Annotated in this window: 25 protein-coding genes; 13 read left to right on the forward strand and 12 right to left on the reverse strand. The window is 64.6% G+C overall.

The genetic code is table 11. The features are described from left to right. Positions 1-2 precede the first annotated feature (2 nt). The 7 genes from RS899_RS08295 to RS899_RS08325 form a co-directional block, all read right to left on the reverse strand. Positions 3-1,238, reverse strand: coding sequence for an SfnB family sulfur acquisition oxidoreductase (locus RS899_RS08295; protein ID WP_315809599.1), 1,236 nt, complete (start codon positions 1,236-1,238; stop codon positions 3-5). Positions 1,239-1,359: 121 nt separating this feature from the next. Continuing rightward, positions 1,360-2,130, reverse strand: a complete 771-nt coding sequence (locus RS899_RS08300; RefSeq protein WP_315809600.1) for a MetQ/NlpA family ABC transporter substrate-binding protein — start codon at positions 2,128-2,130, stop codon at positions 1,360-1,362. A 128-nt stretch (positions 2,131-2,258) separates the two neighbouring features. Then, entirely contained in the window at positions 2,259-2,924 is a 666-nt protein-coding gene (locus tag RS899_RS08305; RefSeq protein ID WP_045208070.1) for a methionine ABC transporter permease, read from the reverse strand. Next, complete coding sequence (locus RS899_RS08310; RefSeq protein ID WP_315809601.1) at positions 2,924-4,297, reverse strand: LLM class flavin-dependent oxidoreductase; 1,374 nt, start codon at positions 4,295-4,297, stop codon at positions 2,924-2,926. The genes RS899_RS08305 and RS899_RS08310 overlap by 1 nt, the downstream gene beginning before the upstream one ends. A gap of 10 nt (positions 4,298-4,307) precedes the next feature. Further along, on the reverse strand, positions 4,308-5,531 hold the full coding sequence (locus RS899_RS08315) for an SfnB family sulfur acquisition oxidoreductase (RefSeq protein WP_315809602.1): 1,224 nt from the start codon (positions 5,529-5,531) through the stop codon (positions 4,308-4,310). A gap of 309 nt (positions 5,532-5,840) precedes the next feature. Continuing rightward, positions 5,841-6,308 carry a YbaK/EbsC family protein gene (locus tag RS899_RS08320; protein WP_054907931.1) on the reverse strand — a complete coding sequence of 156 codons (468 nt, stop codon included), beginning with the start codon at positions 6,306-6,308 and terminating at the stop codon, positions 5,841-5,843. Positions 6,309-6,387: 79 nt separating this feature from the next. After that, a complete protein-coding gene (locus tag RS899_RS08325) occupies positions 6,388-7,035 on the reverse strand; it encodes a hypothetical protein (RefSeq protein WP_315809603.1) in 648 nt (215 codons plus the stop codon). Between the two features lie 246 nt (positions 7,036-7,281). Here RS899_RS08325 and RS899_RS08330 point away from each other — a divergent pair, with 246 nt between their 5' ends. Continuing rightward, entirely contained in the window at positions 7,282-7,707 is a 426-nt protein-coding gene (locus tag RS899_RS08330; RefSeq protein WP_024765485.1) for a YciI family protein, read from the forward strand. Between the two features lie 17 nt (positions 7,708-7,724). Continuing rightward, positions 7,725-8,141: a VOC family protein gene (locus RS899_RS08335; RefSeq protein WP_315809604.1), complete on the forward strand. Its 417-nt coding sequence runs from the start codon at positions 7,725-7,727 to the stop codon at positions 8,139-8,141. Positions 8,142-8,230: 89 nt separating this feature from the next. On the opposite strand, the gene RS899_RS08340 is transcribed toward RS899_RS08335, so the two are convergent. Next, positions 8,231-9,277, reverse strand: coding sequence for a helix-turn-helix transcriptional regulator (locus tag RS899_RS08340; protein ID WP_054907934.1), 1,047 nt, complete (start codon positions 9,275-9,277; stop codon positions 8,231-8,233). A 111-nt stretch (positions 9,278-9,388) separates the two neighbouring features. Between RS899_RS08340 and RS899_RS08345 the strand changes: the two genes are divergently transcribed. Further along, a complete protein-coding gene (locus tag RS899_RS08345) occupies positions 9,389-11,137 on the forward strand; it encodes an amidohydrolase (protein ID WP_315809605.1) in 1,749 nt (582 codons plus the stop codon). Then, a complete protein-coding gene (locus RS899_RS08350) occupies positions 11,134-12,051 on the forward strand; it encodes a GTP-binding protein (RefSeq protein ID WP_315809606.1) in 918 nt (305 codons plus the stop codon). The genes RS899_RS08345 and RS899_RS08350 overlap by 4 nt, the downstream gene beginning before the upstream one ends. 148 nt (positions 12,052-12,199) lie before the next feature. Here the strand turns inward: RS899_RS08350 and RS899_RS08355 are convergent, their stop codons facing one another. Together RS899_RS08355 and RS899_RS08360 are read right to left on the reverse strand one after the other, a co-directional pair. After that, the gene (locus tag RS899_RS08355) at positions 12,200-12,481 is read right to left on the reverse strand and encodes a pyrimidine/purine nucleoside phosphorylase (protein WP_024765480.1); all 282 of its coding nucleotides are present in this window, start codon (positions 12,479-12,481) and stop codon (positions 12,200-12,202) included. 111 nt (positions 12,482-12,592) lie between these two features. Beyond that, positions 12,593-13,144: an exonuclease domain-containing protein gene (locus RS899_RS08360; protein WP_024765479.1), complete on the reverse strand. Its 552-nt coding sequence runs from the start codon at positions 13,142-13,144 to the stop codon at positions 12,593-12,595. Positions 13,145-13,247: 103 nt separating this feature from the next. On the opposite strand from RS899_RS08360, the gene RS899_RS08365 reads away from it, so the two are divergent. Beyond that, a complete protein-coding gene (locus tag RS899_RS08365) occupies positions 13,248-14,126 on the forward strand; it encodes an NAD(P)-dependent oxidoreductase (protein WP_315809607.1) in 879 nt (292 codons plus the stop codon). Between the two features lie 66 nt (positions 14,127-14,192). Here RS899_RS08365 and RS899_RS08370 read toward each other — a convergent pair whose 3' ends face one another. Beyond that, entirely contained in the window at positions 14,193-14,534 is a 342-nt protein-coding gene (locus tag RS899_RS08370) for a DMT family protein (RefSeq protein WP_045208042.1), read from the reverse strand. A 70-nt stretch (positions 14,535-14,604) separates the two neighbouring features. On the opposite strand from RS899_RS08370, the gene RS899_RS08375 reads away from it, so the two are divergent. The 3 genes from RS899_RS08375 to RS899_RS08385 all read left to right on the forward strand — a co-directional run bounded on the left by RS899_RS08375 (position 14,605) and on the right by RS899_RS08385 (position 17,864). Continuing rightward, positions 14,605-16,854, forward strand: coding sequence for an alpha-glucosidase (locus RS899_RS08375; protein WP_315809608.1), 2,250 nt, complete (start codon positions 14,605-14,607; stop codon positions 16,852-16,854). A gap of 25 nt (positions 16,855-16,879) precedes the next feature. After that, complete coding sequence (locus tag RS899_RS08380) at positions 16,880-17,134, forward strand: YkgJ family cysteine cluster protein (RefSeq protein ID WP_315809609.1); 255 nt, start codon at positions 16,880-16,882, stop codon at positions 17,132-17,134. Positions 17,135-17,258: 124 nt separating this feature from the next. Next, positions 17,259-17,864 carry an START domain-containing protein gene (locus RS899_RS08385; RefSeq protein ID WP_024765475.1) on the forward strand — a complete coding sequence of 202 codons (606 nt, stop codon included), beginning with the start codon at positions 17,259-17,261 and terminating at the stop codon, positions 17,862-17,864. Positions 17,865-18,076: 212 nt separating this feature from the next. Here the strand turns inward: RS899_RS08385 and gltA are convergent, their stop codons facing one another. Next, positions 18,077-19,360, reverse strand: a complete 1,284-nt coding sequence (gene gltA, locus RS899_RS08390; protein WP_045208034.1) for a citrate synthase — start codon at positions 19,358-19,360, stop codon at positions 18,077-18,079. A gap of 354 nt (positions 19,361-19,714) precedes the next feature. On the opposite strand from gltA, the gene sdhC reads away from it, so the two are divergent. From sdhC to RS899_RS08415, 5 genes are all read left to right on the forward strand, one after another. Then, positions 19,715-20,101 (forward strand): succinate dehydrogenase, cytochrome b556 subunit, encoded by a 387-nt coding sequence (sdhC, locus tag RS899_RS08395; RefSeq protein WP_315809610.1) that lies wholly within the window; start codon positions 19,715-19,717, stop codon positions 20,099-20,101. Next, positions 20,095-20,463, forward strand: coding sequence for a succinate dehydrogenase, hydrophobic membrane anchor protein (gene sdhD / locus RS899_RS08400; protein ID WP_024765472.1), 369 nt, complete (start codon positions 20,095-20,097; stop codon positions 20,461-20,463). Before sdhC ends, sdhD begins: the two co-directional genes overlap by 7 nt. A 3-nt stretch (positions 20,464-20,466) precedes the next feature. Continuing rightward, complete coding sequence (gene sdhA, locus RS899_RS08405; RefSeq protein WP_054907941.1) at positions 20,467-22,239, forward strand: succinate dehydrogenase flavoprotein subunit; 1,773 nt, start codon at positions 20,467-20,469, stop codon at positions 22,237-22,239. An 11-nt stretch (positions 22,240-22,250) separates the two neighbouring features. Next, entirely contained in the window at positions 22,251-22,958 is a 708-nt protein-coding gene (locus RS899_RS08410; RefSeq protein WP_024765470.1) for a succinate dehydrogenase iron-sulfur subunit, read from the forward strand. A 249-nt stretch (positions 22,959-23,207) separates the two neighbouring features. Continuing rightward, entirely contained in the window at positions 23,208-26,039 is a 2,832-nt protein-coding gene (locus RS899_RS08415) for a 2-oxoglutarate dehydrogenase E1 component (RefSeq protein ID WP_315809611.1), read from the forward strand. The last annotated feature ends 2 nt before the right edge of the window (positions 26,040-26,041 follow it).

Raw genomic sequence — 26,041 nt, forward strand, 5'->3', positions numbered from 1 at the left:
CCTCAGATCCAGGAATGACGCGCCGGGCGGGCGCCGTTGAGGTGGTAGGCGCCAACTGCCTGGACCTTCCAGCGCACCGGGTCGTGCAGGGTGTGCACGCGGGCGTTGCGCCAGTGGCGGTCGAGGTTGAATTCGGCGAGGGTGGCGCGGCTGCCGGCCAGTTCGAAGAGCTTTTCGCTGGCGGCCAGGCTGATCTCGGTGGTCAGCACCTTGGCCTCGGCCACGGCAATGGAAGCGCGGGCGGCGGACTCGTCGTCGATGGGCCGCGCGCTGACTTCGTCGAGGATGTGCCCGGCGCGCTCCAGCAGGGCTTCGGCGGCGTGCAGTTCGACTTGCAGGCGGCCGATCTCGAAGAGGGTGAACGGCTCGTCGCTGGCCTGCTCGACGTTCGCGTCGATGAAGGGGCGAGTGCGCGTGCGGATGAAGTCGATGGCGTCTTCCAGGGCGTTGGCAGCGATGCCGGCGTCGATGGCGGCCTGGATCAATTGCGAGACGGCGCCCTGGATGTTCGGGATGTCGGCCAGGCGGCCGTTGTGGATCACCAGGGAGCCGGCGACGGGTGCGTTATCCAGCAGCACGGTGCCGCTGGCGGTGGTGCGCTGGCCGAAGCCGGACCAGTCGTCGACTATGCTCAGGCCATCCACGCCGCGTTCGACGAAGCCCATGACCGCGCGGCCTTCCTCGTCGATAGCCTTCACCGCTACCCAGTGGGCAAACAGCGCGCCGGTGGAGTAGAACTTCTCGCCGCTGACGCGGAAGTTGTCTCCATCGCGCAGCAGGCGCGCCTTGAGTTCGAGGGTGTTTCTGGTATTGCGCTCGGGCCCGGCATTGCCGATGCGCCGGCCGTTGAGCACGCCGCCGAACAGCACGCGCTTCTGTGCCTCGCTGGCGACGCTGTCGATGACGTTGAGCAGGCCGAACTGGTTCTGCGGGATCTGCCCCAGTGCCGGGTCGGCGGCACAGATTACGCGGAAGACGTCGGCGACGGTGGCGTAGGAAACCTGCGCGCCGCCGTACTCGCGGGGAATGCTGATGCCGCCGAGGCCGAGGGCGGTGAAGTGTTCCAGTTCGCTCCAGGGCAGCGCGCGCTCGCGGTCGCGGGCGGCGGCTCCGGGTTTCGCCAGGCGGGCCACTTCGTGGGCGGCTTCGATGGCCTGGGCGTCGTTGCTGATACGGCGCGCCGGGAGTAGCCGGGGCGCCTGGTCACGAAGGTCCTTGGGTGCGGATTCGTTGGTCATGCGGTTTCCTGTGGTGACGGAGCAGCTCTTCGTAGGAGCGAGCTTGCTCGCGAACAAACCCTGGTGCGGGGCCGAAAGGTTCGCGAGCAAGCTCGCTCCTACAGGACAAACGCGGGGGCGCTTAGAACGCCGGTGCGATCTCGCCCTTGTAGCGGGTCAGGATGAACTGGCGGACCTCCGGCGAATTCAGCGCCTTGGCCAGCTTCTGGATGCCCGGGTCCTGGATGTTGTCCGGACGCGCCACCAGGAACTCGGCATAGAGGTCCTTGCCCTTCTCCACGATCAGCGCGCTCTTGGTGTCGATGCCGGCTTCCAGCGCGTAGTTGGCGAAGATGAACGCCAGGTCGACCTGCTTCACCGCGCGGGCCAGCAGGGCGCCTTCCAGTTCACGGATCTTCAGGTGCCTGGGGTTGTCGGTGATGTCGCGCTCGGTGGACTGCGGGTTGCTCGGGTCCTTGAGCTTGATCAGGCCGCTCTCGGCCAGCAGCACCAGGGCGCGACCGGTGTTCACCGGGTCGTTGGGGATGGCCACGCTGGCGCCGTCGGGCAGTTCGGCGAGGGACTTGTACTTGGTGGAGTAGGCGCCGAACGGCTCGATGTGGATGCCCACCACCGGCACCAGGTCGGTGTGGCGGGTCTTGTTGAAGTCATCGAGGAACGGGCGGTACTGGTAGTAGTTGGCGTCGAGGTTCTTCTGCGCGAGCTGCAGGTTGGGCTGGATGAAGTCGGTGAAGACCTTGATGTCCAGGTCGACGCCTTCCTTGGCCAGTTCCGGTTTGACGAACTCGAGAATTTCCGCGTGCGGCACCGGGGTGGCGCCGACAACGAGTTTCTCCCCCGCGTGGGCGGAGAAGGCGACGACGGCCGCCAGAATGGCGATGGCCTTTTTCATGGGTGTTGCTCCTTGGGGCTTCAGTGGGTGGGCCGTCGTGGTGTGGACGTGGGGCCTTGATGGCAGCGGGGCCCGGCTGCCGGCGGGTGTTCTGGGTGCCGCTCCCGGAGAGGGAGTGGGCGGGGAATTCAGCGCCGGGTGTAGCGCGCCACCAGGCGGTCGCCGCTCATCTGCAGGGCCTGCACCAGCAGGATCAGCAGGGCGACGGTGATGATCATCACGTCGGTCTGGAAACGCTGGTAACCGAAGCGGATGGCCAGGTCGCCGAGGCCACCGCCGCCGATCACGCCGGACATCGCCGTGTAGTCCACCAGCACGATGGCAGTCACGGTGACGGCAGCGATCAGCCCGGTGCGGGCTTCCGGCAGCAGCGTGTGCCAGATGATCTGCCAGGTGCTGGCGCCCATCGCCTGGGTGGCTTCCACCAGGCCGCGGTCGACTTCGCGCAGGGCGGTTTCCACCAGCCGCGCGAAGAACGGCGTGCAGCCCACCACCAGTGGCGGAATGGCACCGGGCACGCCCAGCGAAGTGCCGGTGACCAGCGTGGTGACCGGGATCAGCACGATCAGCAGGATGATGAACGGCAACGAACGCAGCATGTTCACCACCACCGACAGGGCGCGGTACAGGCCGGGTTTCTCGTGCAGCTGGCGCTTGCCGGTGAGGTACAGCAGGACGCCCAGCGGCAGGCCCAGCAGCACGGTGAAGGCCAGCGCGCCGCCGAGCATGGCGAGGGTGTCCAGGCAGGCCTGGCCGAGGTCGTGCCAGTCGAGGTTGCGGAACCAGCCGTCCATCATTCGCGGCCCCTGCGCAGCTTCGCGGCGCGGTGCGAAGCGCCGAGGCGGTCGCCCTGGCCGAACAGCTTGTTGCGCAGCGTGCCCTGTTCGTACTCGCGCTTGAACAGGCCGCGCGCCTGTAGTTCCGGCACCAGCAGGTCGACGATGTCGACGAAGGTTTCCGGCGCCACCAGGCTGGAGAGGTTGAAACCGTCCACGTCGGTTTCCTCGACCCAGGCCTGCAACTGATCCGCCACGGTCTGCGGCGAACCCACCAGCAGCGGGCCATCGCCGCCCAGGGCGCAGTAGTCGGCGATCTCGGCGGCGGTCCACTGGCGCTGCGGGTCGGCGGCGCTGAAGGCGTCCACCGCAGACTGGATGGCGTCGCTCTGTACGTGGCGCAACACCTGGTCCGGCGCGTACTGGCCGAAGTCGATGCCGGTCCAGCCGGAGACCAGCGCCAGGGCGCCTTCGCGGTCGCTGTACTGGCGGTAGTCTTCCAGCTTGGCAAGCGCCTCGGCATCGGTCGGCGCGACGATCACCGTGAGCTGGTTGAGCACCAGCACGTCGCCGGGCTGGCGGCCGGCCTCCACGGCGAGGCGGCGCAGGTCGGCCACCTGGTCGCGGAGGATGTTTTTGGTCGGCGCGGCGACGAATACGCACTCGGCATTGCCCGCGGCGAAGGCCTTGCCGCGGCTGGAGGCGCCGGCCTGGTACAGCACCGGCGTGCGCTGCGGCGATGGCTGGCTGAGGTGGAAGCCGGGCACCTCGAAGTGCTCGCCCTTGTGCTCGATGGGGTGGACCTTGCGAGGGTCGGCGTAGACGCCGCTCGTGCGGTCGGCGACCACGGCGTCATCGTCCCAGCTGGCTTCCCAGAGCTTGTAGCAGACCTCCAGGTACTCGGCGGCCAGGGCGTAGCGCTGCTGGTGGTTGAGCTGCTGCTTCAGCCCCAGGTTGCGCGCGCCGCTGTTGAGGTAGGAGGTGACGATGTTCCAGCCGGCGCGGCCACGGGTCAGGTGATCCAGCGTGGACATGCGCCGGGCGAACGGGAACGGGTGCTCGAACGACACCGAGGCGGTGATGCCGAAGCCCAGGTGCTCGGTGGCCGCGGCCATGGCCGGGACGATCTGCAGCGGGTCGTTGGCCGGCACCTGGGCGCCGGCGCTCAGCGCGGCGTCAGCATTGCCGTGGTAGACGTCGTAGACGCCTAGCACGTCGGCCAGGAACAGGCCGTCGATCCTGCCGCGTTCCAGGGTTTTCGCCAGTTCGATCCAGTAGTGGATGTCGGTGTAGCGCGCGGCCTGCTGGTCGCGCGGGTGGCGCCAGAGGCCGGGCGAGAGGTGGCCGACACAGTTCATGGCGAAGGCGTTGAGGCGAATCTGCTTGCTCATGGCGATGGCCTCAGTTCCAGTCGTGGCGCGGCGGGCGCTTGTCGTTCAGCAGCCAGTTGCCGACGAGGTGGTACTTCCAGCGCACCGGGTCGTGCAGGGTGTGCACGCGGGCGTTGCGCCAGTGGCGGTCGAGGGCGTGGCGGGCGAGGGTGGAGCGGGTGCCGCCCAGCTCGAACAGCTTGTTGGCGGCGTCGATGGCGACTTCGGTGGTCAGCACCTTGGCCTTGGCCACGGCAACGGAGGCGCGGGCCACGCTGTCTTCGTCCGGCGCCGGGCGGGCGGCGTCCATCACCTTGCCGGCGCGCTCCAGCAGGGCGTCGGCGGCTTCGATGCGGATGCCCAATTCACCGACCTGAATGATGGTCAGCGGGTCTTCGCTGGCCTTCTCCACGCCGGCGTCGATCCACGGGCGCGCCTGTTCGCGGACGAAGGCGATGGTGTCGCGCAGCGCAGCGCGGGCAATGCCGGCGTCGATGGCGGCGGTGGTGATCTGCGCGAACGGGCCGGCCAGGGTCGGCACGTCGTAGGAGCGGTGGGTGGGGAAGACGTTGAACGCCGGCACGCGCAGGCCTTCCACCAGCACGGTGCCGCTGGAGGTGGTGCGCTGGCCGATGCTCGCCCAGTCGTCGACGATCACCAGCCCCGGCGTGCCGCGTGGGACGAAGGCGAGCTGGGCGTTGCCCTGTTCGTCCAGGCCCAGCACGCCGAGCCAGTGGGCGTAGAGCGAGCCGGTGCAGTAGCCCTTGCGACCGTCGAGCACGACATGGTCGCCGTCGCGGCGCAGGCGGGTCTGGATGTCCTGCACGGTCTTGCCGCCGGTTTCCGACAGCGCGTTGGCGAAGCGGTTGCCCTTGAGCGCGAGGTTGAAGAAGAAGTGCTTCTGCTCGTCGCTGCCCTGCAGGCGGATGTCTTCCAGCAGGCAGTAATGGTTCTGTGGAATCTGCCCCAGCGACGGGTCGGCGGCGGAGATGATGGCGATGACTTCCGCCAGCGTGGCGTAGGACACCTCGGCGCCGCCAAAGGCGCGTGGCACGGTGATACCCCACAGGCCGCTGTTGGAGTAGAGCTCGACGACTTCCGGCGGGACTTCGCGGTTGCGGTCGCGCTCGGCGGCGCCTTCGAGCAGGAAGGCAGCGACCTTGTGGGCGACGTCGATGGCCTCGGCGTCGGAGGCGATTACCTGGGCGTTCGGCTCACGGATGTCGTAGTGGGCGGATTCGGGGAGTTGGGACATGGCAGTACAGCGACCTCGGGGCAGATGAAGCGGCCCGGTATTCGGGCCTGTCTGTCCAGGTCATTGCACAAGCTGTGCCGGAATTTAAAAGTCTTGTAAATCAATGGTTTGGTGTTTTTCGCCAACAGTTGAGACGCTGGGCAAACAGCAAAGTGTTGGGCGAGTGTTGCTGGAGCAACAGCGACGGCGCAGCGGGGATTCTGTCGGTAGGGGGACGATGTTCGCGAGCAAGCGCGCTCCTACGGTTCAGCGCCGATGGATTTCTTGTAGGAGCGAGCTTGCTCGCGAACCAGGCTGGCAGCGCCGATCTCAGGCCAGTTCCTGGCAGACATCGATCCAGTCCGCCGCCACCAGCTCTGCCATGCGCTGCGGCCCGATCCTCACAGCGCTGTGGACCGCGCCGGCCGCCGGCAGTACCTCATCGAACGCCTGCAACGACACATCGCAATACACCGGCAACGGCGTCGCCAGGCCGAACGGGCAGACCCCGCCTACGGGGTGGCCGGTCAACTCCACGACTTCCTCGGCGCCGAGCATCTTGGCCTTGCCGCCAAAGGCGTCCTTGAGCTTGCGGTTGTCCAGCCGCGCATCGCCACGCGCCACCACCAGCACGGTGCGTTCGCCGACGCGCAGGGAAAGCGTCTTGGCGATGCGGCCCGGCTCGACGCCGTGGGCCTCGGCGGCCAGGGCGACAGTGGCGGTACTGGTTTCCAGCTCGATGATGGCGATGTCGGGGGCCTTTTCGGCGAAGAAGGCGCGAACCGATTCCAGGCTCATGGGGCAATGCTCCGTGTCGTGCGAAAAGGTCTGAATCTAGGGAGTGCCGGCGGGGCTGTCCAGCCTCCGACTGTGGCTCTTAGAGGAGCAGGGCCCGGATGTTGGGAATGTTCAGGTGGCGCTCGGCGTTCAGCCGCTCCAGGCGTACAGCGAAGGTTTGCAGTTCGAGTTCGGCAGTCTGTACGGCTACTGCCAGACCAACCAGTGGAAAGGATGCCGAGGAGCGCGCGGGTGGCGGAGCAAAGGCTTCGCCCATGTCGCCTTCGCTGAAGTCGAAGGTAATGGTGCCTCGCTCGATACGGATCACCGGGGAAGGATGGCCACTGTAGAGGTATCGGCCTTTCCCCTGGGCGATCTGCCGCCAGCTCTGCAGGTCGCGCAGGTCGCTGCAACATTGCGGATAGAAGAGATCGCTGTTGTCCAGGCGAAGAACATAGCCGCCTGACAGCGGGCACACCTGTTCCCAGTCGCCGGAAATCTGCAGCCCCCCGGCGCAGTGCAGGCTGGCCAGTTGAGCGATGTCCTCTTCGCTCATTTCTGCCAGCCGGTAGAGGGCCGCGCCTGCTCGATACGGCTTCAGACCGGGGCTGAACCCGTTGGCCAGCAGGCTCCGTGACTGGTAGTCCTGCCAGCTGTCCACATGTTCCCAGTAGGGGCCTGTGGCGGGCGTGGGAACTGACCCGACCGGGTAGAACAGCTCGACGACCGGGATCAGTTGGACTTGCATGTCTCGAATTCACGGGTAGCGGGAGGCACGTTGTAATGGTGCCGACTTTGTTCGTCCATAGTGAAATTTCTCATATGGCTCTCTGGCGCTCGTCTGCCGGCCTATGCTCAGAGCCCGCCCAGCATCATTAAAAAAATTTTCCCGGCCTGTCGATCTGCCGTCCTGCCCTTCGACTATTTGTCAGGAACCGGATGAAACCGGCCGCCACGCTGGCAATTACAAGAGAATGACAAGAGGAGAAAACCCATGCGTTTCATGGTGATCGTCAAAGCCACCGCCGACTCCGAGGCGGGTGTGATGCCCAAGGAAGAACTGCTCGCCGCCATGGGGGCGTTCAACGAAGAACTGGTCAAGGCCGGGGTGATGCTGGCGGGCGAAGGGCTGCACCCCAGCGCCAAGGGCGCGCGGGTGCGCTTCGATGGCGCTTCGCGGCAGGTGATCGACGGCCCGTTCGCCGAAACCAAGGAGCTTATCGCCGGCTTCTGGATCATGCAGACCGCGTCGTTGCAGGAGTGCATCGACTGGGTCAAGCGCTCGCCCAATCCCTTCGATGGTGAGTCCGAGATCGAAATCCGGCAGATCTTCGAGGCCGAGGACTTCGGCGCCGAATTCACCCCGGAACTGCGCGAGCAGGAAGAACGCCTGCGCGCCGAAATCGCCAGCAAATCCTGAATCTGGAGGACACCGCCATGTTGATGAATGCCTACCTGGTCTTTGATGGCAACTGCGAGGAAGCCTTCCGTTATTACGCCGAGGTGCTGCGCGCCGAGCTGCCGGCGCTGATGCGCTTCTCCGATGCGCCGGGCTGCGAGGACATGCCCGAGGCGCTGAAAAGCCGTGTCATCCATGTCCGCCTGGAGGTGGACGGCCATGTGCTGATGGGCTCGGATGCCTCGCCCCAGTGCGGCCAGTACGAAGGGATCAAGGGCGTGTCGATCACCCTCAATGTCGATAGCAAGGCCGAGGCGCGGCGCCTCTTCGACGCCCTGGGCAAGGGTGGCAAGGTCACCATGCCGCTGGACCAGACCTTCTGGGCCGAGCTGTTCGGCGCGGTGGAAGACCGCTTCGGGGTGCCGTGGATGATCAATTGCGAGAAAGAAGCCTGAGTGCGCCTCGATAATCCGTAGGGCGCATAACGCGCCAGCGTTATCCGCCGTGGTGTTGCCGGCGGATAACCTGTTCCAGGTTATGCACCCTACGGCTGCTCCTTCCCACCGTTGGCGCGGAATCGCTCCGGTGTCGTCCCGGTAAACCGCTGGAATGCCCGGTGGAAACTGGTGACGTGTTCATAGCCGAGCAGGAAGGCGATCTCCTGCAATGCCATCCGGCTGGCCAGCAGATAACGCTGGGCCAGCGCCATCCGCACTTCCAGCACGATGCCCTTGAACGTCAGCCCGTGCTCGCGCAGCCGGCGTTGCAGCGTATGCGGCGGCAGGCGCAGCCAGGCGGCGGTCTGCTCCAGGTCCGGCAGCGGGATGCGCGCGTTCTGCAGCAGGTAGTAGCGCACATCATCGGGCAATGCCGGGCCGCGCTCGAAGCTGGCCAGCGTTGCCGCGCCCTGGGCCTGGCACAGCCGGCTCACCGAGGGGTTGGCGGTGGAGAAGGGTTGGTCATGGAATGCCTTCGGCATCCACAGCTCGGCCTGGCCGGCATTGAAATGGCAGGGGCCGGGGAATAGCTGTTGGTACAGCGCCGCATGGGCCGGCGGCGGGTAGGGCAGGTGCAACTGCATGTCGGCGCAGTGTTCCAGGTCCGGCAGGCGCTGGCACAACCAGCGCCAGGTACTGCTCAGCCATTCCTCGCAGAGGGCGATGCGCTCTACCTCGCTGAAGGGCGGCAATTGCAGCGTCAGGCGGATGTGCTCGCCGACTTCCTCGCGGTGGGTGTGGATCGGGTGGGGCATCAGGCTCGACGGCTGGCCGAGGGAGATGTCCCAGGAGCGCCGCAGGTTGGCCGCGCTGATCAGCGCGTAGCCGATCACTCCCAGGTCATAAAGGTTGTAGCGCTGGCCCAGGCGCAGGTAGAAGTCGCTCGGGCCGAGCAACCCGGCGGCCTGCTGCAGCAGGCGATAGTAGCGGGCGAAGTTCATCTCGGTGGCTGCCGCTTCTCCGCTCGGCGGCAAGCCCAGGCCGCCGAGCAGGGGAGCCACGGGCGGCAGGGCGGGGCGAGCGCGCCATTCGTCGAGGAAATGGCGGAACAGCTGGCGCGCGGCGTAATCGATGTCGAAGGAAGCGGTGGGCATTCGCGCAGTCAACCTGTCGTTTAATGCTAGCGAGTTGTTATTTTGTGCTAGTCACTGGCTGAAAGTCGAGCCCTATACTGCCCCCACGGACAAGAACAACAAGGGCATCCCATGACCGCTCCGGACCGCTTCCGCTCCTCCAATTCCCCCAGCGACCGCTTCGCAGAACTGCTGATGCACAACGGCCGCTTCTACACCCTCGACCCCGCCCAGCCCTGGGCCGAGGCCGTGGCCGTACGCGATGGCCGGCTGCTGGCGGTAGGCCGGCGCGAGGACATGGAGCACCTGATCGGCCCGGACACCCTGGTGCGTGATCTCGAAGGCGCCTTCTGCATGCCCGGCCTGCACGACATGCACACCCACCCGGACCTGGCGCTGGCACCCCGCTACGCCGACGACCTCGATGTCGGCATCGAGGACCCGACTCCGGATCAGTTGGCGAAAGCGATCCGCGGCTATGCCGACAGCCACCCTGGCGATGGCTGGGTCTACGGCCAGTACTGGGTGCGTTACACCTTCCGCGAGGCCGGGCTGAGGCCGGGCCGCGAGTGGCTCGACAGCATCCTGCCGGATCGCCCGGTGGCACTGCTCGACCGCATGTGGGGCACCATGATGGTCAACTCCCGCGCCCTGGAGCTGGCCCGCATCGACGCCAACACCCCCGATCCGCGCAATGGTTACCTGGAGCGTGACGAGTTCACCGGCGAGCCCAACGGCCTGATGATCGACGGCGCCTACGCGCTGATCCATGCCGCCATGCCGCCGACTCCGGCCAAGGTGCTGCGCCAGGCCTACCGAGATGGCGTGCACTTCCAGAGTTCGCGCGGGGTCACGGCGGCAAAGTATGTGCACGTCTGCGAGAACCGCCTGGATGCCCTCAAGCACCTGGACGACGCCGGCCAACTGACCCTGCGGGTGGAAGCAGCGATCAGCTGGCAGGACGATATCTTCCCGGTGCGCCGCCGCTGGGAACTGCTCAGCGGCGAACGCCACTACTACCGCAGCGCACGGTTGTCGGCGAACGCGGTGAAATTCCACTTCGACGGTACCGTCGAACCGCGTTCCTCCTTCCTTATTACGCCGTGGCCGGGCGAGGACGCCTGGCGCGGCAAGCTGAACCTGACCCCGGAGCACATCACCGACATGGTGGTGGACATGGATCGCCGCGGCATCCGTGTGATTGCCCATTGCACCGGCGATGCGGCGTCCGACGTGTTCCTCGACGCGGTGGCCGAAGCGCGCCGGCGCAACGGCTTCAGCGGCGTACGCCACCAGTGCGCGCACAGCACCATCCTGCATCCGGGCAACCTCAAGCGCTTCCGCGAGCTGGAGGTGATCGCCGAGTTCTCCCCGGCGGCCTGGTACCCGACGCCTTTCGCCAGCGGGGCGCGCTCCGGCTACGGTCCGGATCGCCTGAAGCGCATCTACGACTTCAAGGGCGTGCTGGCCGCCGGCGGCACCGCGGTGTTCGGCACCGACTGGCCAGTGGCGTCCATCGATCCCTGGCTGGCGCTGGAAACCCTGGTCACCCGGCAGAACCCGTGGAACGACGACCCTGCCTGCTTTGGCGAGCCGATCAGCCTGGAACAGGCGATCCGCGTGGCGACCCTCAACGGCGCCTACGCCATGGGCCTGGAACATCTCACCGGCAGCCTGGAGGCGGGCAAGTCGGCGGACTTCATCGTGCTCGATCGCAACCTCTTCGAGCAGCCGGCACGCAACTACATTCACCGTACCGAAGTGCAGCTGACCTTCGTCGAGGGGCGGCCGGTCTACGACCGTCTCGGCCAGTTCGCCGACACGCCGCTGGCGGCTGTCTGGCAGGGCGAGCCGCCGCGCATCGAAGGCGTCAACGCATGAACGCCGCGAGCATCCCGGTAACGGTGGTCGCCGGCTTCCTCGGCGCCGGCAAGACCACGCTGCTGCGCAACCTGCTGGAGCGCTGCGAAGGGCGGCGGCTGGCAGTGATCGTCAATGACTTCGGCGAGCTGAACATCGACGCCGGGATGATCGCCGAGCAGACCGAGGCTGTGTACAGCCTGGAGAACGGCTGCATCTGCTGCTCGGTGCAGGACGACCTGCTGGCGCAGCTGGAACGGTTGGCGAACATGCACCCGCCGCTGGAACAGGTGGTGATCGAGTGCAGCGGGGTGTCCGACCCGCAGCGCATCGTACAGACGCTGGGCTACCCGAAGCTGCGCCGACGCCTGCACCTGGATGCGGTGCTGACCGTGGTCGACGCTGCCCGTCGTGAGCCGCTCGAAGGCGAGTATGCGCGGCTGGAACGCATGCAGGCGGCCGCCGCCGACCTGCTGCTGCTGAACAAGTGCGACCTGCTCGAAGCCGATGAGCTGGCCGCCCAGCGCGAGCGCTTCGGCCGTGGCGCGCGCGTGCTGGAAACCATCCAGGCGCAGATTCCCGATGAACTGCTGCTGGGCGAGCCGTCACGCAAGCTCCGGCCGCATGGGCAGGAAGGAGTCGACCATGGCGACCTGTTCGACAGCTGGAGCTGGCAGGGCGATGAAAGCTTCGATGGCGTGCGGCTGAAACACTGGCTGGAGACATTGCCGCGCGGGCTGTTGCGGCTCAAGGGGCTGATCCGCCTGAAGGGACAGGGTGATGTGCAGTGGCTGCAGTTTGTGGGCGGGCGCTATCAACTGCGCCCGGCGACGGCGGCCGAGGCGGCACAGGGCTCGCGGCTGGTGTTCATTGCCGAGAAGGATGCGGGACTGCGGGCTGGTCTTGAGGCTGGCCTGCAAGGGTGCTTTTCTTAGCTGCCTGGAGTTCTGTGCCATGGGCTGCCCTCTCCCTTTAGGGATAGGGCGGGGGAGAGGGGCGCCCGAGCACCGAGAGTTCGCCGGGCCTTTTCGCAGCCAATAAAAAACCGGCCACCAGGGCCGGTTTTTCATGGAACAGCCGAACTCAGCGGTATTCGCAGAGGTAGGCAGTGTCCTGGGCGACTTTCAGCTGGAACTTGCTGTTGGCCGGCACGGTGAAGTTGCTGCCGCCTTCGAAGGTTTCCCAGCTGTCGCTGCCCGGCAGCTTGACGGTCAGCGCGCCGGCGACGACGTGCATCACCTCCAGCTGGCTGGTGCCGAATTCGTATTCGCCGGGAGCCATCACGCCGATAGTGGCGGGGCCTGCGGTCATGTCGAAGGCGATGGATTTGACGGTGCCGTCGAAGTACTCGTTGACCTTGAACATGGGCTTCTCCTGCTAGAGGGGTGAAAAAGGGCCCGCCAGTATGCCCAAGGGCGCAGGCTCCGTCACTAGAGCGGCGCAGGCGACCGTTCGGTCAGTGAATGGGGCCTTCTTTCAGCCGGCCACCGGCAGTGTCAGCGGCAACAGGCGGGCAGTATTGCGGGCATCCTCCAGGGCGCGGTGCGGCTGTCCCTGGAAGTTCAATCCGGCCAGGTGCAGCGCGGCATTCAGGCCCACCGGCCGCTTGAGCTGGCGGGCCTGGGCGAAGCGCTGTTTGAGGTTGACGTGAGGAACACGGGCCAGGTGGCTGTCCAGGTTCTGGCGACGCCATTCCAGTTCCAGCTGGTGGCGGTCGTAGTCGCCCCAGCTGGTCCAGCCGGCCAGGCGCGGGCGGTGCTGGGCCAGCCAGCGCTCGAATTGCGGCCAGACCTCATGCAGGGGCGCTGCGGCATCGACGTTGGCCTGGGTGATGTGGGTGAGTTCGCGACAGAAGGCGGTCAGCAGCGGTCGACGTTGCGGGCGCACGAAGCGCTGGAAGTGATCCAGCTCGCGGCCGTCGGCCTCGGCCACCAGGCTGGCGCCGATCTCGATGATTTCCATTTCCTCGACCGGCCAGCCGCCTTCCTCGGTGGTGGCTTCCAGGTCGATCACCAGCCAGTGGGGCATAGTCGGTGCTCGTGGTTGGGTACGAATCGAGTATGGAAGGCGTTTGCGGGGCCGGCAAACCGCTGTGCTAGGCTGACCGGCTACCAGGACAAGGGGGATCAAGATGGCGAAAGTGGCATTCATCGGTCTGGGCGTGATGGGCTATCCCATGGCCGGGCATCTGGCGCGCGAAGGGCATGAGGTGTGCGTCTACAACCGTACCGCGAGCCGCGCGGCCCAGTGGGTCAGGCAGTTTGGCGGCAGTTCGGCGGACACTCCGCGCGAGGCCGCGCAGTGGGTTGAGTTCGTGATGTGCTGCGTCGGCAACGATGATGACCTGCGCAGCGTGGTGCTGGGCGAAGAGGGCGCGTTGGCCGGGATGCAGCCGGGCGCTGTGCTGGTGGACCACACCACCGCTTCGGCTGAGGTCGCCCGTGAACTGGCCGTGGCGGCGGCGGAGCGCGAGCTGGGCTTCCTTGATGCGCCGGTCTCCGGCGGCCAGGCCGGCGCCGAGAACGGTGCGCTGACGGTGATGGTTGGCGGCGATGCGGACCTCTATGCGCGCGCCGAACCGGTGATCGCCACCTACGCGCGCATGGTGCGGCGCATGGGCCCGGTGGGTAGCGGCCAGTTGACCAAGATGGTCAACCAGATCTGCGTCGGCGGCTTGCTGCAAGGGCTGTCGGAGGCGCTGCACTTCGCCCAGAGCGCCGGCCTCGACGGCATGGCGGCCATGGAAGTGATCAGCAAGGGCGCGGCGCAATCCTGGCAATTGGAGAACCGCCACCAGAGCATGCTGGAAGGGCGCTTCGACTTCGGCTTCGCGGTGGACTGGATGCGCAAGGACCTGGGGATCGTGCTCGATGAGGCCCGCCGCAACGGCGCGCAACTGCCGGTCACGGCGCTGGTCGACCAGTTCTACGCCGAGGTGCAGGCCGCCGGTGGCGGGCGCTGGGATACTTCCAGCCTGATCACTCGCCTGCAGGATTCGCCCGAGTCCTGACCCGCTTTATTCCCCGCAGGTGGCGCCATCGGTCGCAGAGATCGTCGTGCGCCGCTCCTGCCCGCCTCAGGCGCGGAAGATAAAGTACACCGCGCCCAGCAGGCACAAGCCGGCCCACAAGTAGTCGAGCTTCAGTGGCTGCTGCATGAAGTACACGCTGAACGGCACGAAGACCGCCAGCGTGATGACCTCCTGCATGATCTTCAGTTGCCCCACCGACATCACCGTATAGCCGATGCGGTTGGCCGGCACCTGCAATAAATACTCGAAGAGTGCGATGCCCCAACTGACCAGCGCCGCGATGATCCACGGCTTGCTGCTCAGGGTTTTCAGGTGGCCGTACCAGGCGAAGGTCATGAACAGGTTGGAAAGCGACAGAAGAAACGCGGTTTGCAGCCAGACCGGCATGGCAGAGGCTCCAGAGAGGGACTGCGCCTGAGCCTAGTGGAGCGCCGCGCGACAGCCAAGGGGCGGGATAGTGATCAGATTCTTGTTGCGGGGAGGCGCGGTGTTGCTGGCGCTGGGTGTGCTGGCATTCGGCGGCTGGAAAGGCTGGCAGTGGTGGCAGCAGCGGCCGGTCTGGGCGCAGCTGACGGTGGCGCCGGCCGTCTCAGCCGGGCAGAGCTGGAAGCTGGGTGACTACCGCCTGGAGTGGGATGGGGCGTCCTTCGCGCTGCTGGCGGGCGAGCACCCCGCGCAGACGCTGTGGCAAACCCGTGGCGGGTTTCTCGCCGCCGGCATCGGGCGTGTCGCGGCCGAGGAGCATCGTGGCGCAATGTTCGTCCACGAACACCGTGGTTTGCTGTGTCGCCAGCAACAGCTGGATGCCGTTCGGGGCGGCCCGGATGAGCTGCTGATCTCGGGGAAACTGGGTTGCGACGATGGTCGGCAGGTGCTCTACAGCGTTGCACTGCGTGCCGATGGCGAGCGCGGCGTGCTGATGGATGTGAGCCTGGATGACCCGGCGCTGAACCGTCTCTATCTGGCTTGGGCGCGGGAGGCGGACGAGCAGTTCCACGGCTTCGGCGAGCAGTTCACCCGCTTCGACCTGAGCGGGCGCCGCCTGCCGATCCTGGTGCAGGAGCAGGGCGTGGGGCGGGGCCTGCAACCCATCACGCTGGCAGCCGACCTGACCAACCGCGCCGGTGGCGATTGGTGGACCACCTACGCGCCAGTACCTTTCTACCTCACCTCGCGCCTGCACGGCTTCTTCAGCGAGGCGTCGGAGTACCAGGTCTTCGACCTGCGCGACGATCAGCGCGTGGCGCTGGAAGTGCACGCCGGCAAACTCAAGGCGCACTTCTATAAAGGCAGCAGTCCCAAGGCACTGATCGAGGCGCACACCTCGGTAGTCGGGCGCATGCCGCCGTTGCCGGCCTGGACGCAGCAGGGAGCGATCCTCGGGCTGCAGGGCGGCACTGAGCGTGTGCGTGGCATCGTCCATCAGCTGGAGCAGGCGAAGGTGCCGCTGGCCGGCGTCTGGGTGCAGGACTGGGTCGGCCAGCGCACCACCAGTTTCGGCAAGCAACTGTGGTGGAACTGGGTGCTCGATGGGGAGCGCTATCCGGGCTGGTCAGCCTTCAATGCCGAGCTGCGGGCCAAGGGTATTCGCAGCCTGGCCTACGTAAATCCCTTCCTGGTGGACACGGTGGAGAAGGGCGGGGCGACCCGCAATCTCTACCGGGAAGCGCTGGAGCATGGCTACCTGACTGTGGACGCCCAGGGGCAGCCGCTGCTGCTGCAGAACACCAGCTTCAGCGCCGGGCTGGTCGACCTGACCAACCCTCAGGCTGCCGAGTGGCTGCGCGAAGTGATGCGCAAGGAAATGCTTGGCGCTGGCTTCTCCGGCTGGATGGCGGACTTCGGCGAGGCCTTGCCCTATGAGGCGAAGCTGGCGTCCGGTGAGCCGGCCGCGGCGCTGCACAACCGCTATCCGGAACTGTGGGCGAAGCTCAACCGGCAACTGGTTGACGAGGAGGGGCCAGGCGAGCTGCTGTTCTTCATGCGCTCTGCCTACAGCCGCAGCCCTGGACTGACCACCAGCCTGTGGCTGGGTGACCAGCTGGTGACCTGGGATGCCGACGATGGCCTGCACAGTGCGCTGTTGGGATTGCTGTCTGGTGGCGTTTCCGGTTTCAGCCTGAATCACAGCGACACCGGCGGCTATACCACCATCAGCAGCCCGATCAGGAACTACCACCGCAGCGAGGAACTGCTGCTGCGCTGGACGGAGTTTTCCGCCTTCACCAGCCTGCTGCGCACCCACGAGGGCAATCGCCCGGATGATAATGTGCAGGCCTACAGCACGCCGGCCACAGTAGCGCAGCTGCAGCGTTTCGCAACATTGTTCCGAGAGCTGGCGCCTTACCGCCAGCGCCTGATGGACGAGGCAGCGAAGCATGGCTGGCCGCTGGTGCGCCCGCTATGGCTGGAGTTTCCCGCTGATCCGGCCAGCTTGGCGGAAACGCCGACGAGCTATATGCTCGGCGACCAATTTCTGGTGGCCCCGGTGCTGGAGCCCGGCGTGCAGCGCCTGAGCGTGGCATTGCCCGAGGGACGCTGGGTGCACCTGTGGAGCGGCAGCACCTTCGAGGTGGCTGCCGGCGGGACAGTTGAAGTCCCCACGCCAATTGGCGAGCCGGCGGTGTTCTACCGTGCCGGTTCCGCCGAGGGCGCGCATCTGGTGGCGGCGCTGCGCGAGCAGGGGCTGCTGCGCTCCAACCCATGATCAGCGAGTCGAGAGTTCATCAACCATGCAATGCCGTATCGGCTGTGGCGCCTGCTGCATAGCGCCGTCGATTTCCTCGCCCATCCCCGGCATGCCCGACGGCAAGCCTGCGGGGGTGCGCTGCGTGCAACTAGATGAGCGCAATCTGTGCAAACTATTCGGCGACTCACGGCGTCCAAAGGTCTGTGCGGCCTTCGATGCGGACGCCGATGCCTGTGGCAGCAGCAATGAACAGGCCCTGCGGATCCTCACCGAGTGGGAACGCATCACCGCCTCCTGATGTGACTTGGAAGTCACGATTTCGCGGTCCATACTGACGCCCCGATCCGCTCAAGACCGCGGATTGCGACAGGGCGCCGGCAATTGCCGACCCTACGAGACCAAGAATAAAGAGAGGTAAGACGATGCGTGGTGTATTGCGTATGACCCTGCTGGCCACTGCCGTGATGGGCTTTGCCGGTACTGCCCTGGCGGACGACTGGAAGCTGGAGAAGGAAGACGACGGTGTGAAGGTCTTCCTCAGCCCGGTCGCAGGCTCCAAGTACAAGGCCTACCGTGGCGTCGTCGACATCAAGGCCGATGTGGCCAAGATCAACGCCCTGCAGGAAGACGTGGCCGGCTCCTGCAAGTGGATCCACGCCTGCGCCGAGATGCGTCTGCTGAAGACCGAAGGCGACAATTCCTGGACCTACTCGAAGATCGACATGCCCTGGCCGGTGACTGGCCGCGACGTGGTGATCCACGTGACCACCGAGAAGACCGCCGACGGCGGCCTGATCCGTCATCTCAAGGCCGAGCCGACCTATATCCCGGAAGAAAAAGGCGAAATCCGCGTGCCGAAACTGATCGGCGAGTGGAAGCTGGTGCCCAAGGGCGCTGGCGTGACCGAGGTGACTTACCAGGTGCAGACCGAGCCGGGTGGCAGCATCCCGTCCTGGCTGGCCAACAGCTTCGTGGTCGATGCGCCGATGAATACCCTGAAGGGCCTGCGCAGCGCTGCCGAGAAGTAATCGGCGCTGTCGTTCCCTTTCGTGAAGAGGCCGCCCTTGGGCGGCTTTTTTGCTTTTGCGGGACCGAGGTGACGCCTAGTTCCTGCTCGCGAACCGAGGGGTGGGGAAGCTCGCAGCGGGGCTGTTCGCGAGCAAGCAAGCTCGCTCCTACAGAAAAGCCGTGGCAATAAAAAGGCCGCCCGAAGGCGGCCTTTTCTTTTACGCCGTAGCGCTTAGCGGGCCTTGAGGTCCACGAAGTCGCGCTGGGTGGCGCCGGTGTACAGCTGGCGCGGACGGCCGATCTTGTACGGGCCGGAGAGCATTTCCTGCCAGTGCGAGATCCAGCCCACGGTACGTGCCAGGGCGAAGATCACGGTGAACATGCTGGTCGGGATGCCGATGGCCTTCAGGATGATGCCGGAGTAGAAGTCCACGTTCGGGTAGAGGTTGCGCTCCACGAAGTAGGGGTCGTGGCGAGCGATTTCTTCCAGCTTCATGGCCAGTTCCAGCTGCGGGTCGTTGATACCCAGCTCCTGGAGAACCTCGTCGCAGGTCTGCTTCATGACCTTGGCGCGCGGGTCGAAGTTCTTGTAGACGCGGTGGCCGAAGCCCATCAGCTTGAACGGATCGTTCTTGTCCTTGGCCTTGGCCACGAACTTCTCGATGTTCGATACGTCACCGATCTCGTCCAGCATGCGCAGAACGGCTTCGTTCGCACCGCCGTGAGCCGGTCCCCACAGGGCAGCGATGCCCGAGGCGATACAGGCGAACGGGTTGGCACCCGAGGAGCCCGCCAGGCGCACGGTGGAGGTGGAGGCGTTCTGCTCGTGGTCGGCGTGCAGGATGAAGATGCGGTCCATGGCCTTGGCCAGCACAGGGCTGATCGGCTTGGTCTCGCAGGGGGTGTTGAACATCATATGCAGGAAGTTTTCTGCATAGTTCAGGTCGTTGCGCGGGTACATCATCGGCTCGCCCTTGGAGTACTTGTACACCATGGCAGCGATGGTCGGCATCTTGGCGATCAGACGATGCGCCGAGACTTCCCGGTGCTTCGGATTATTGATGTCCAGGGAGTCGTGATAGAAGGCGGAGAGGGCACCGATCACGCCGCACATAACGGCCATCGGGTGCGCATCACGGCGGAAACCGTTGAAGAAGGTCTTCAGCTGCTCGTGAACCATGGTGTGGTTCTTGATGGTGCCGACGAACTTCTCTTTCTGCTCGGCAGTGGGCAGTTCGCCGTTGAGCAACAGGTAGCAGGTTTCCAGGTAGTCGGACTTCTCGGCGAGCTGTTCGATCGGGTAGCCGCGATGCAGCAGTACACCTTTATCACCATCGATGTAGGTGATCTTCGACTCGCAGGAGGCGGTGGACATGAAGCCGGGGTCGAAAGTGAAGTGACCCGTGGAGGTCAGGCCCCGCACGTCGACAACATCGGGACCCAGCGTGCCGGAGAGGACAGGCAGTTCGACGGGGGCAGCGCCCTCGATGATCAACTGCGCTTTTTTGTCAGCCATGATGGCCTCCTATTTATGCTTGAAATCATCTGTACGACCCCCCACGCAGGGCCCGCACCACTATAGAGAGATAAATCCGAATGTCAATTTGCACAATCGGAGAAGTTTGGCTCCTCCAAGCCCCTGTTTTGCCGGAAAAATTTGCCTGTTTACGCCTTTTATGGGGGTGCGGCAATTAGTCCTTAGGTGGAGGTCTTTCCGTTGTCATTAGGGGCCTAACTGTCTATACTCGGCGACCAGCCGCCAAGGGCCGTCCGGCCTAGCTTGATTGGTGGTTGTCACTCCCGAAGGTGATGGGTACCTGACAAGTGCACCTCCCGACAACTAGCCCTGATCCATAGAAGGGCTCTCAGTGTGAAAAAAGCCGTGAATAGCAAACGACCCGTAAACCTAGACCTAAGGACCATCCAACTCCCTATCACTGCTTACACGTCGATTCTCCACCGTATCTCCGGCGTCATTCTGTTCGTGGGCATCGCAGTGCTGCTGTTCGCACTGGATCGTTCCCTCGCATCCGAAGACAGCTTCGAGCAGGTGAAGGCGTGTCTGACCCATCCGTTGGTCAAGCTTGTGATTTGGGGCCTGCTGTCTGCGCTGCTGTACCACCTGGTAGCCGGTATTCGTCACCTCGTCATGGACGTAGGTATTGGCGAAACACTGGAAGGCGGTAAGCGTGGTTCGAAAATCGTCATCGCTGTCGCAGTGGTGCTGATCGTTCTGGCGGGGGTATGGGTATGGTAACTAACGTCACTAACTTGTCGCGTTCGGGTCTCTATGACTGGATGGTCCAGCGCGTCTCCGCGGTCGTTCTCGCGGCTTATGTTCTCTTCCTGCTGGGCTTCCTGATCGCTCACCCAGGTATCACCTACGCCGAGTGGCATGGTCTGTTCTCCCACAGCCTGATGAAGATCTTCAGCCTGTTGACGCTGGTTTCCCTGAGCGTGCACGCCTGGGTCGGTATGTGGACCATCACCACCGACTACCTGACTCCGATGGCGCTGGGCAAGTCCGCGACCGTCGTGCGTTTCCTCGTCCAGGCGGTATGCGGCATGGCCATGTTCGCATTCTTCGTCTGGGGTGTGCAGATTCTCTGGGGTAACTGATCCATGGCTAGCATTCGTACTCTTTCCTTCGACGCCATCATCGTTGGTGGCGGCGGCGCCGGCATGCGTGCCGCACTGCAACTGGCTCAGGGTGGTCACAAGACTGCCGTGGTGACCAAGGTCTTCCCGACTCGTTCGCACACCGTATCCGCCCAGGGCGGCATCACCTGCGCCATCGCTTCGGCCGACCCGAACGACGATTGGCGCTGGCACATGTACGACACCGTCAAGGGCTCCGACTACATCGGTGACCAGGACGCTATCGAATACATGTGCTCCGTCGGCCCGGAAGCCGTGTTCGAACTGGAACACATGGGCCTGCCGTTCTCCCGTACCGAGCAGGGCCGCATCTACCAGCGTCCGTTCGGTGGCCAGTCCAAGGACTTCGGCAAGGGTGGCCAGGCTGCGCGCACCTGCGCCGCGGCTGACCGTACCGGTCACGCCCTGCTGCACACCCTTTATCAGGCCAACCTGAAGAACGGTACTTCCTTCCTTAATGAGTGGTACGCGGTCGATCTGGTGAAGAACCAGGACGGTCATGTGGTTGGCGTCATCGCCATCGACATCGAAACCGGCGACACCGTTTATATCCGCTCCAAGGCCGTGGTCCTGGCCACTGGCGGTGCCGGCCGTATCTACGCCTCCACCACCAACGCCCTGATCAACACCGGTGACGGTATCGGCATGGCGCTGCGCGCTGGTGTGCCGGTGCAGGACATCGAGATGTGGCAGTTCCATCCGACCGGCATCGCCGGCGCTGGTGTACTGGTCACCGAAGGCTGCCGCGGTGAAGGCGGCTACCTGATCAACGCCCATGGCGAGCGTTTCATGGAGCGTTACGCTCCGAACGCCAAGGACCTGGCCGGCCGCGACGTGGTTGCCCGTTCCATGGTGAAAGAAGTGATCGCCGGCAACGGCGTGGGCCCGAACAAGGACCACGTACTGCTGAAGCTCGACCACCTCGGCGAAGAAGTCCTGCACAGCCGCCTGCCCGGCATCTGCGAACTGTCCAAGACCTTCGCTCACGTCGACCCGGTCGTCGCTCCGATCCCGGTTATCCCGACCTGCCACTACATGATGGGCGGCGTTGCCACCAACATCCATGGCCAGGCCCTGACTACCGATGCCAACGGCAACGAGCAGATCATCGAAGGCCTGTTCGCCGTAGGCGAAGTGGCTTGCGTATCGGTACACGGCGCCAACCGCCTGGGCGGCAACTCGCTGCTCGACCTGGTTGTGTTCGGTCGTGCCACCGGCCTGCACCTGGAGAAGGCGCTCAAGGATGGTATCGAGCACCGCCAGGCTTCCGAGTCCGACCTGGAATCCGCTTTCAAGCGCCTGAACGGCGTGAACGAGCGCACCAGCGGCGAAGAAGTCGCTCCGCTCAAGCGCGAGCTGCAATCCTGCATGCAGAACTACTTCGGTGTATTCCGTACCGGCGAGTACATGCAGAAAGGTATCGCTCAGCTGGCTGATCTGCGTGAGCGTATCGCCACCGTCAAGATCAACGACAAGAGCCAGGCATTCAACACGGCGCGTATCGAAGCGCTGGAACTGCAGAACCTCCTCGAAGTGGCCGAAGCCACTGCGATTGCGGCAGAAGCCCGCAAAGAGTCCCGCGGCGCGCATGCCCGTGAAGACTTCGAGGAGCGCGATGACGAGAACTGGCTGTGCCACACCCTGTACTTCCCGGGTGAGAAGCGTGTAGCCAAGCGTGCCGTCAACTTCGCGCCGAAAACTGTTCCGGCATTCGAACCCAAGGTTCGTACTTACTAAGGGTGCCCGCCATGTTGCAAGTGAGTGTTTACCGCTACAACCCTGAGAAGGACGCTGCACCCTACATGCAGGACTTCCAGGTCGATACCGACGGCAAGGACATCATGGTCCTGGACGTGCTGGCGCTGATCAAGGAACAGGACGAGGGCTTCTCCTATCGTCGTTCCTGCCGTGAAGGCGTGTGCGGTTCCGACGGTATGAACATCAACGGCAAGAACGGCCTGGCCTGCATCACCCCCCTGTCGGCCGCTGGCCTGAAGGGCGGCAAGCTGGTTCTGCGTCCGCTGCCGGGCCTGCCGGTCATTCGTGACCTGGTCGTCGATATGCGCATCTTCTACAAACAGTACGAGAGCGTGAAGCCGTTCCTGCAGAACAAATATGCAGCGCCGGCCATCGAGCGTCTGCAGAGCCCGGAAGAGCGCGAAAAGCTGGACGGTCTGTACGAGTGCATCCTGTGCGCCTGCTGCTCGACCTCCTGCCCGTCGTTCTGGTGGAACCCCGACAAGTTCCTGGGTCCCGCCGCGCTGCTGCAGGCCTACCGCTTCCTGGCCGACAGCCGTGACACCGAAACTCAGGCGCGCCTGGCGAGCCTGGATGACCCGTTCAGCGTCTTCCGCTGCCGCGGGATCATGAACTGCGTGAACGTTTGCCCGAAGGGTCTGAACCCCACCAAGGCAATCGGTCACATCCGTAACATGCTGCTGCAGAGCGGCACTTGATCTGCGGGCCTTGCGCCCAAAGATCATGAAAGAGCGACACCTGTGCCGCCGGAACATTGTCCGGCGGTACAGTCCTTAGGACCCAAGCCCACAAAGCGGGGGTCCTGTTTTGAAAACGTATATATGACCAGCAGGGGCATCCGGGCTGGTACCCGGACTATCTGCGGGAATCGGTGGCTTGAAGTCGCTGTGTTTGACTTCGCGCCAGAGGTTCCACAGGTGGAGTCCCCTTACCGAGGGTGACCAAGCATGCACGAAAGCGTAATGCAGCGGATGTGGAACAGTGCCCATCTATCCGGTGGAAACGCTGCCTACGTCGAAGAGCTCTACGAGCTCTACCTGCACGACCCGAACGCTGTGCCAGAAGAGTGGCGCACGTACTTCCAGAAGCTTCCTGCCGACGGCAATCCTGCCCCCGACGTTTCGCATTCCTCTATCCGTGATCATTTCGTACTCCTGGCCAAGAACCAGCGCCGCGCCGCGCCTGTTTCCGCTGGCAGCGTAAGCACCGAGCACGAGAAAAAGCAGGTTGAAGTCCTGCGCCTGATCCTGGCATACCGTCTGCGTGGACATCAGGCAGCATCGCTCGATCCGCTGGGTCTCTGGGTGCGTACCGCTCCCTCCGACCTGTCGCTGGAACATTACGGGCTCACCGCTGCAGACCTCGACACTACTTTCCGTACCGGTGAGCTCTACATCGGCAAGGAAGAAGCGACCCTGCGTGAAATCATCGATGCGCTGAAGCAGACCTACTGCAGCACCATCGGCGCCGAGTTCATGCACATCGTCGACTCCGAGCAGCGTCACTGGTTCGCCCAGCGCCTGGAAAGCGTCCGTGGCCGTCCGACGTACTCCGCCGACGCCCGCTCCCACCTGCTCGAGCGCCTGACCGCTGCCGAAGGCCTGGAAAAGTACCTGGGCACCAAGTACCCGGGCACCAAGCGCTTCGGCCTGGAAGGCGGCGAGAGCCTGATCCCGATGGTCGACGAGATCATCCAGCGCTCCGGCTCCTATGGTGTGAAGGAAATCGTCATCGGCATGGCCCACCGCGGCCGTCTGAACGTCCTGGTCAACACCCTGGGCAAGAACCCGCGCGAGCTGTTCGACGAGTTCGAAGGCAAGAAGCTGGTCGAGATGGGCTCCGGTGACGTGAAGTACCACCAGGGCTTCTCTTCCAACGTCATGACCTCCGGCGGCGAAGTCCACCTCGCCCTGGCGTTCAACCCCTCGCACCTGGAAATCGTTTCCCCGGTGGTCGAGGGTTCGGTACGCGCTCGCCAGGACCGTCGCAAGGACGGCACCGGTGACAAGGTCGTGCCGATCTCCATCCACGGCGATGCCGCCTTCGCGGGGCAGGGCGTGGTCATGGAGACCTTCCAGATGTCGCAGACCCGTGCTTACAAGACGGGCGGCACCATCCACATCGTGATCAACAACCAGGTGGGCTTCACCACCAGCCGCCAGGACGATGCTCGTTCCACCGAGTACGCGACCGACGTGGCCAAGATGATCCAGGCGCCGATCTTCCATGTGAACGGCGACGATCCGGAAGCGGTCCTGTTCGTGACCCAGTTGGCCGTCGACTACCGCATGCAGTTCAAGCGTGACGTGGTCATCGACCTGGTCTGCTACCGCCGTCGCGGCCACAACGAGGCCGACGAGCCGAGCGGCACCCAGCCGCTGATGTACCAGCAGATCGCCAAGCAGCGCACCACCCGTGACCTGTATGCCGACGCGCTGATCGCAGCCGGCGTGCAGACCACCGAGCAGGCCCAGGAGAAGGTCGACGAATATCGCGACGCTCTCGACAACGGCCAGCACGTGGTGAAGAGCCTGGTGAAGGAGCCCAACAAGGAGCTCTTCGTCGACTGGCGTCCGTACGTGGGCCATGCCTGGACCGCGCGACACGACACCCGCTTCGACCTGAAGACCCTGCAGGACCTCTCCGCCAAGCTGCTGGAGACCCCGGACGGCTTCGTCATGCAGCGTCAGGTGCAGAAGATCTACGAAGACCGCGCGAAGATGGCTGCCGGTGGCATGCCCATCAACTGGGGCTTCGCCGAGAACCTGGCCTACGCCACCCTGCTGTTCGAAGGTCACCCGGTTCGCATGACCGGTCAGGACGTCGGCCGTGGCACCTTCTCGCACCGCCATGCGGCGCTGCACAACCAGAAGGATGACTCGGTCTACATCCCGCTGGCCAACCTGTTCGAAGGTCAGCCGCGCGTCAGCCTGTACGACTCCTACCTTTCGGAAGAAGCAGTACTGGCATTCGAATACGGCTACGCCACCACCATGCCGAACGCGCTGGTGACCTGGGAAGCCCAGTTCGGTGACTTCGCCAACGGTGCGCAGGTCGTGATCGACCAGTTCATCACCAGCGGCGAAACCAAGTGGCAACGTCTGTGTGGTCTGACCATGCTGCTGCCGCACGGTTACGAAGGCCAGGGTCCGGAGCACTCCTCCGCGCGCCTGGAGCGTTACCTGCAGCTGTGCGCCGAGCAGAACATCCAGGTCTGCGTGCCGACTACCCCGGCGCAGGTCTACCACATGCTGCGCCGTCAGGTGATCCGTCCGCTGCGCAAGCCGCTGATCGTGATGACTCCGAAGTCGCTGCTGCGTCACAAGCTGGCCATCTCGACCCTGGAAGATCTGGCCGACGGCTCGTTCCAGACTGTGATCAACGAGATCGACAGCCTGGATCCGAAGAAAGTCGACCGCATCGTGCTGTGCAGCGGCAAGGTGTACTACGACCTGCTGGAGAAGCGTCGCGCCGAAGGTCTCGAGAACATCGCGATCGTTCGCCTCGAGCAGCTGTATCCCTTCCCGGAAGACGATCTGGCCGAGGTGCTGTCGCAGTACAAGAACCTCAAGCACATCGTCTGGTGTCAGGAAGAGCCGATGAACCAGGGTGCCTGGTTCTGCTCGCAGCACCATATGCGTCGTGTCATCGCCGCGCACAAGAAAGGTCTCAACCTGGAATACGCGGGCCGCGAAGGCTCGGCAGCTCCGGCTTGCGGCTACGCTTCGATGCACGCCGAGCAGCAGGAAAAACTGCTGCAGGACGCCTTCACCGTTTAACG

It is taken from the genome of Pseudomonas sp. C9-3 (assembly GCF_032392015.1).
Taxonomy (GTDB): domain Bacteria; phylum Pseudomonadota; class Gammaproteobacteria; order Pseudomonadales; family Pseudomonadaceae; genus Pseudomonas; species Pseudomonas nitroreducens.

What these genes read in the sequence shown, in the direction of transcription:
- RS899_RS08315 (WP_315809602.1), bottom strand. Translation starts at nt 5,531, where the DNA reads ATGTCCCAACTCCCCGAATCCGCCCACTACGACATCCGTGAGCCGAAC.
- RS899_RS08360 (WP_024765479.1), bottom strand. Translation starts at nt 13,144, where the DNA reads ATGCCCCACTGGCTGGTGATCGACCTGGAAGCCACCACCGAGGAAGGC.
- RS899_RS08345 (WP_315809605.1), top strand. Translation starts at nt 9,389, where the DNA reads ATGACCGCTCCGGACCGCTTCCGCTCCTCCAATTCCCCCAGCGACCGC.
- RS899_RS08385 (WP_024765475.1), top strand. Translation starts at nt 17,259, where the DNA reads ATGCGTGGTGTATTGCGTATGACCCTGCTGGCCACTGCCGTGATGGGC.
- gltA (WP_045208034.1), bottom strand. Translation starts at nt 19,360, where the DNA reads ATGGCTGACAAAAAAGCGCAGTTGATCATCGAGGGCGCTGCCCCCGTC.
- RS899_RS08350 (WP_315809606.1), top strand. Translation starts at nt 11,134, where the DNA reads ATGAACGCCGCGAGCATCCCGGTAACGGTGGTCGCCGGCTTCCTCGGC.
- RS899_RS08300 (WP_315809600.1), bottom strand. Translation starts at nt 2,130, where the DNA reads ATGAAAAAGGCCATCGCCATTCTGGCGGCCGTCGTCGCCTTCTCCGCC.
- RS899_RS08365 (WP_315809607.1), top strand. Translation starts at nt 13,248, where the DNA reads ATGGCGAAAGTGGCATTCATCGGTCTGGGCGTGATGGGCTATCCCATG.
- RS899_RS08370 (WP_045208042.1), bottom strand. Translation starts at nt 14,534, where the DNA reads ATGCCGGTCTGGCTGCAAACCGCGTTTCTTCTGTCGCTTTCCAACCTG.
- RS899_RS08295 (WP_315809599.1), bottom strand. Translation starts at nt 1,238, where the DNA reads ATGACCAACGAATCCGCACCCAAGGACCTTCGTGACCAGGCGCCCCGG.
- RS899_RS08415 (WP_315809611.1), top strand. Translation starts at nt 23,208, where the DNA reads ATGCACGAAAGCGTAATGCAGCGGATGTGGAACAGTGCCCATCTATCC.
- RS899_RS08320 (WP_054907931.1), bottom strand. Translation starts at nt 6,308, where the DNA reads ATGAGCCTGGAATCGGTTCGCGCCTTCTTCGCCGAAAAGGCCCCCGAC.
- RS899_RS08340 (WP_054907934.1), bottom strand. Translation starts at nt 9,277, where the DNA reads ATGCCCACCGCTTCCTTCGACATCGATTACGCCGCGCGCCAGCTGTTC.
- RS899_RS08380 (WP_315809609.1), top strand. Translation starts at nt 16,880, where the DNA reads ATGCAATGCCGTATCGGCTGTGGCGCCTGCTGCATAGCGCCGTCGATT.
- RS899_RS08355 (WP_024765480.1), bottom strand. Translation starts at nt 12,481, where the DNA reads ATGTTCAAGGTCAACGAGTACTTCGACGGCACCGTCAAATCCATCGCC.
- RS899_RS08410 (WP_024765470.1), top strand. Translation starts at nt 22,251, where the DNA reads ATGTTGCAAGTGAGTGTTTACCGCTACAACCCTGAGAAGGACGCTGCA.
- RS899_RS08310 (WP_315809601.1), bottom strand. Translation starts at nt 4,297, where the DNA reads ATGAGCAAGCAGATTCGCCTCAACGCCTTCGCCATGAACTGTGTCGGC.
- RS899_RS08325 (WP_315809603.1), bottom strand. Translation starts at nt 7,035, where the DNA reads ATGCAAGTCCAACTGATCCCGGTCGTCGAGCTGTTCTACCCGGTCGGG.
- RS899_RS08330 (WP_024765485.1), top strand. Translation starts at nt 7,282, where the DNA reads ATGCGTTTCATGGTGATCGTCAAAGCCACCGCCGACTCCGAGGCGGGT.
- RS899_RS08305 (WP_045208070.1), bottom strand. Translation starts at nt 2,924, where the DNA reads ATGGACGGCTGGTTCCGCAACCTCGACTGGCACGACCTCGGCCAGGCC.
- sdhA (WP_054907941.1), top strand. Translation starts at nt 20,467, where the DNA reads ATGGCTAGCATTCGTACTCTTTCCTTCGACGCCATCATCGTTGGTGGC.
- sdhD (WP_024765472.1), top strand. Translation starts at nt 20,095, where the DNA reads ATGGTAACTAACGTCACTAACTTGTCGCGTTCGGGTCTCTATGACTGG.
- RS899_RS08335 (WP_315809604.1), top strand. Translation starts at nt 7,725, where the DNA reads ATGTTGATGAATGCCTACCTGGTCTTTGATGGCAACTGCGAGGAAGCC.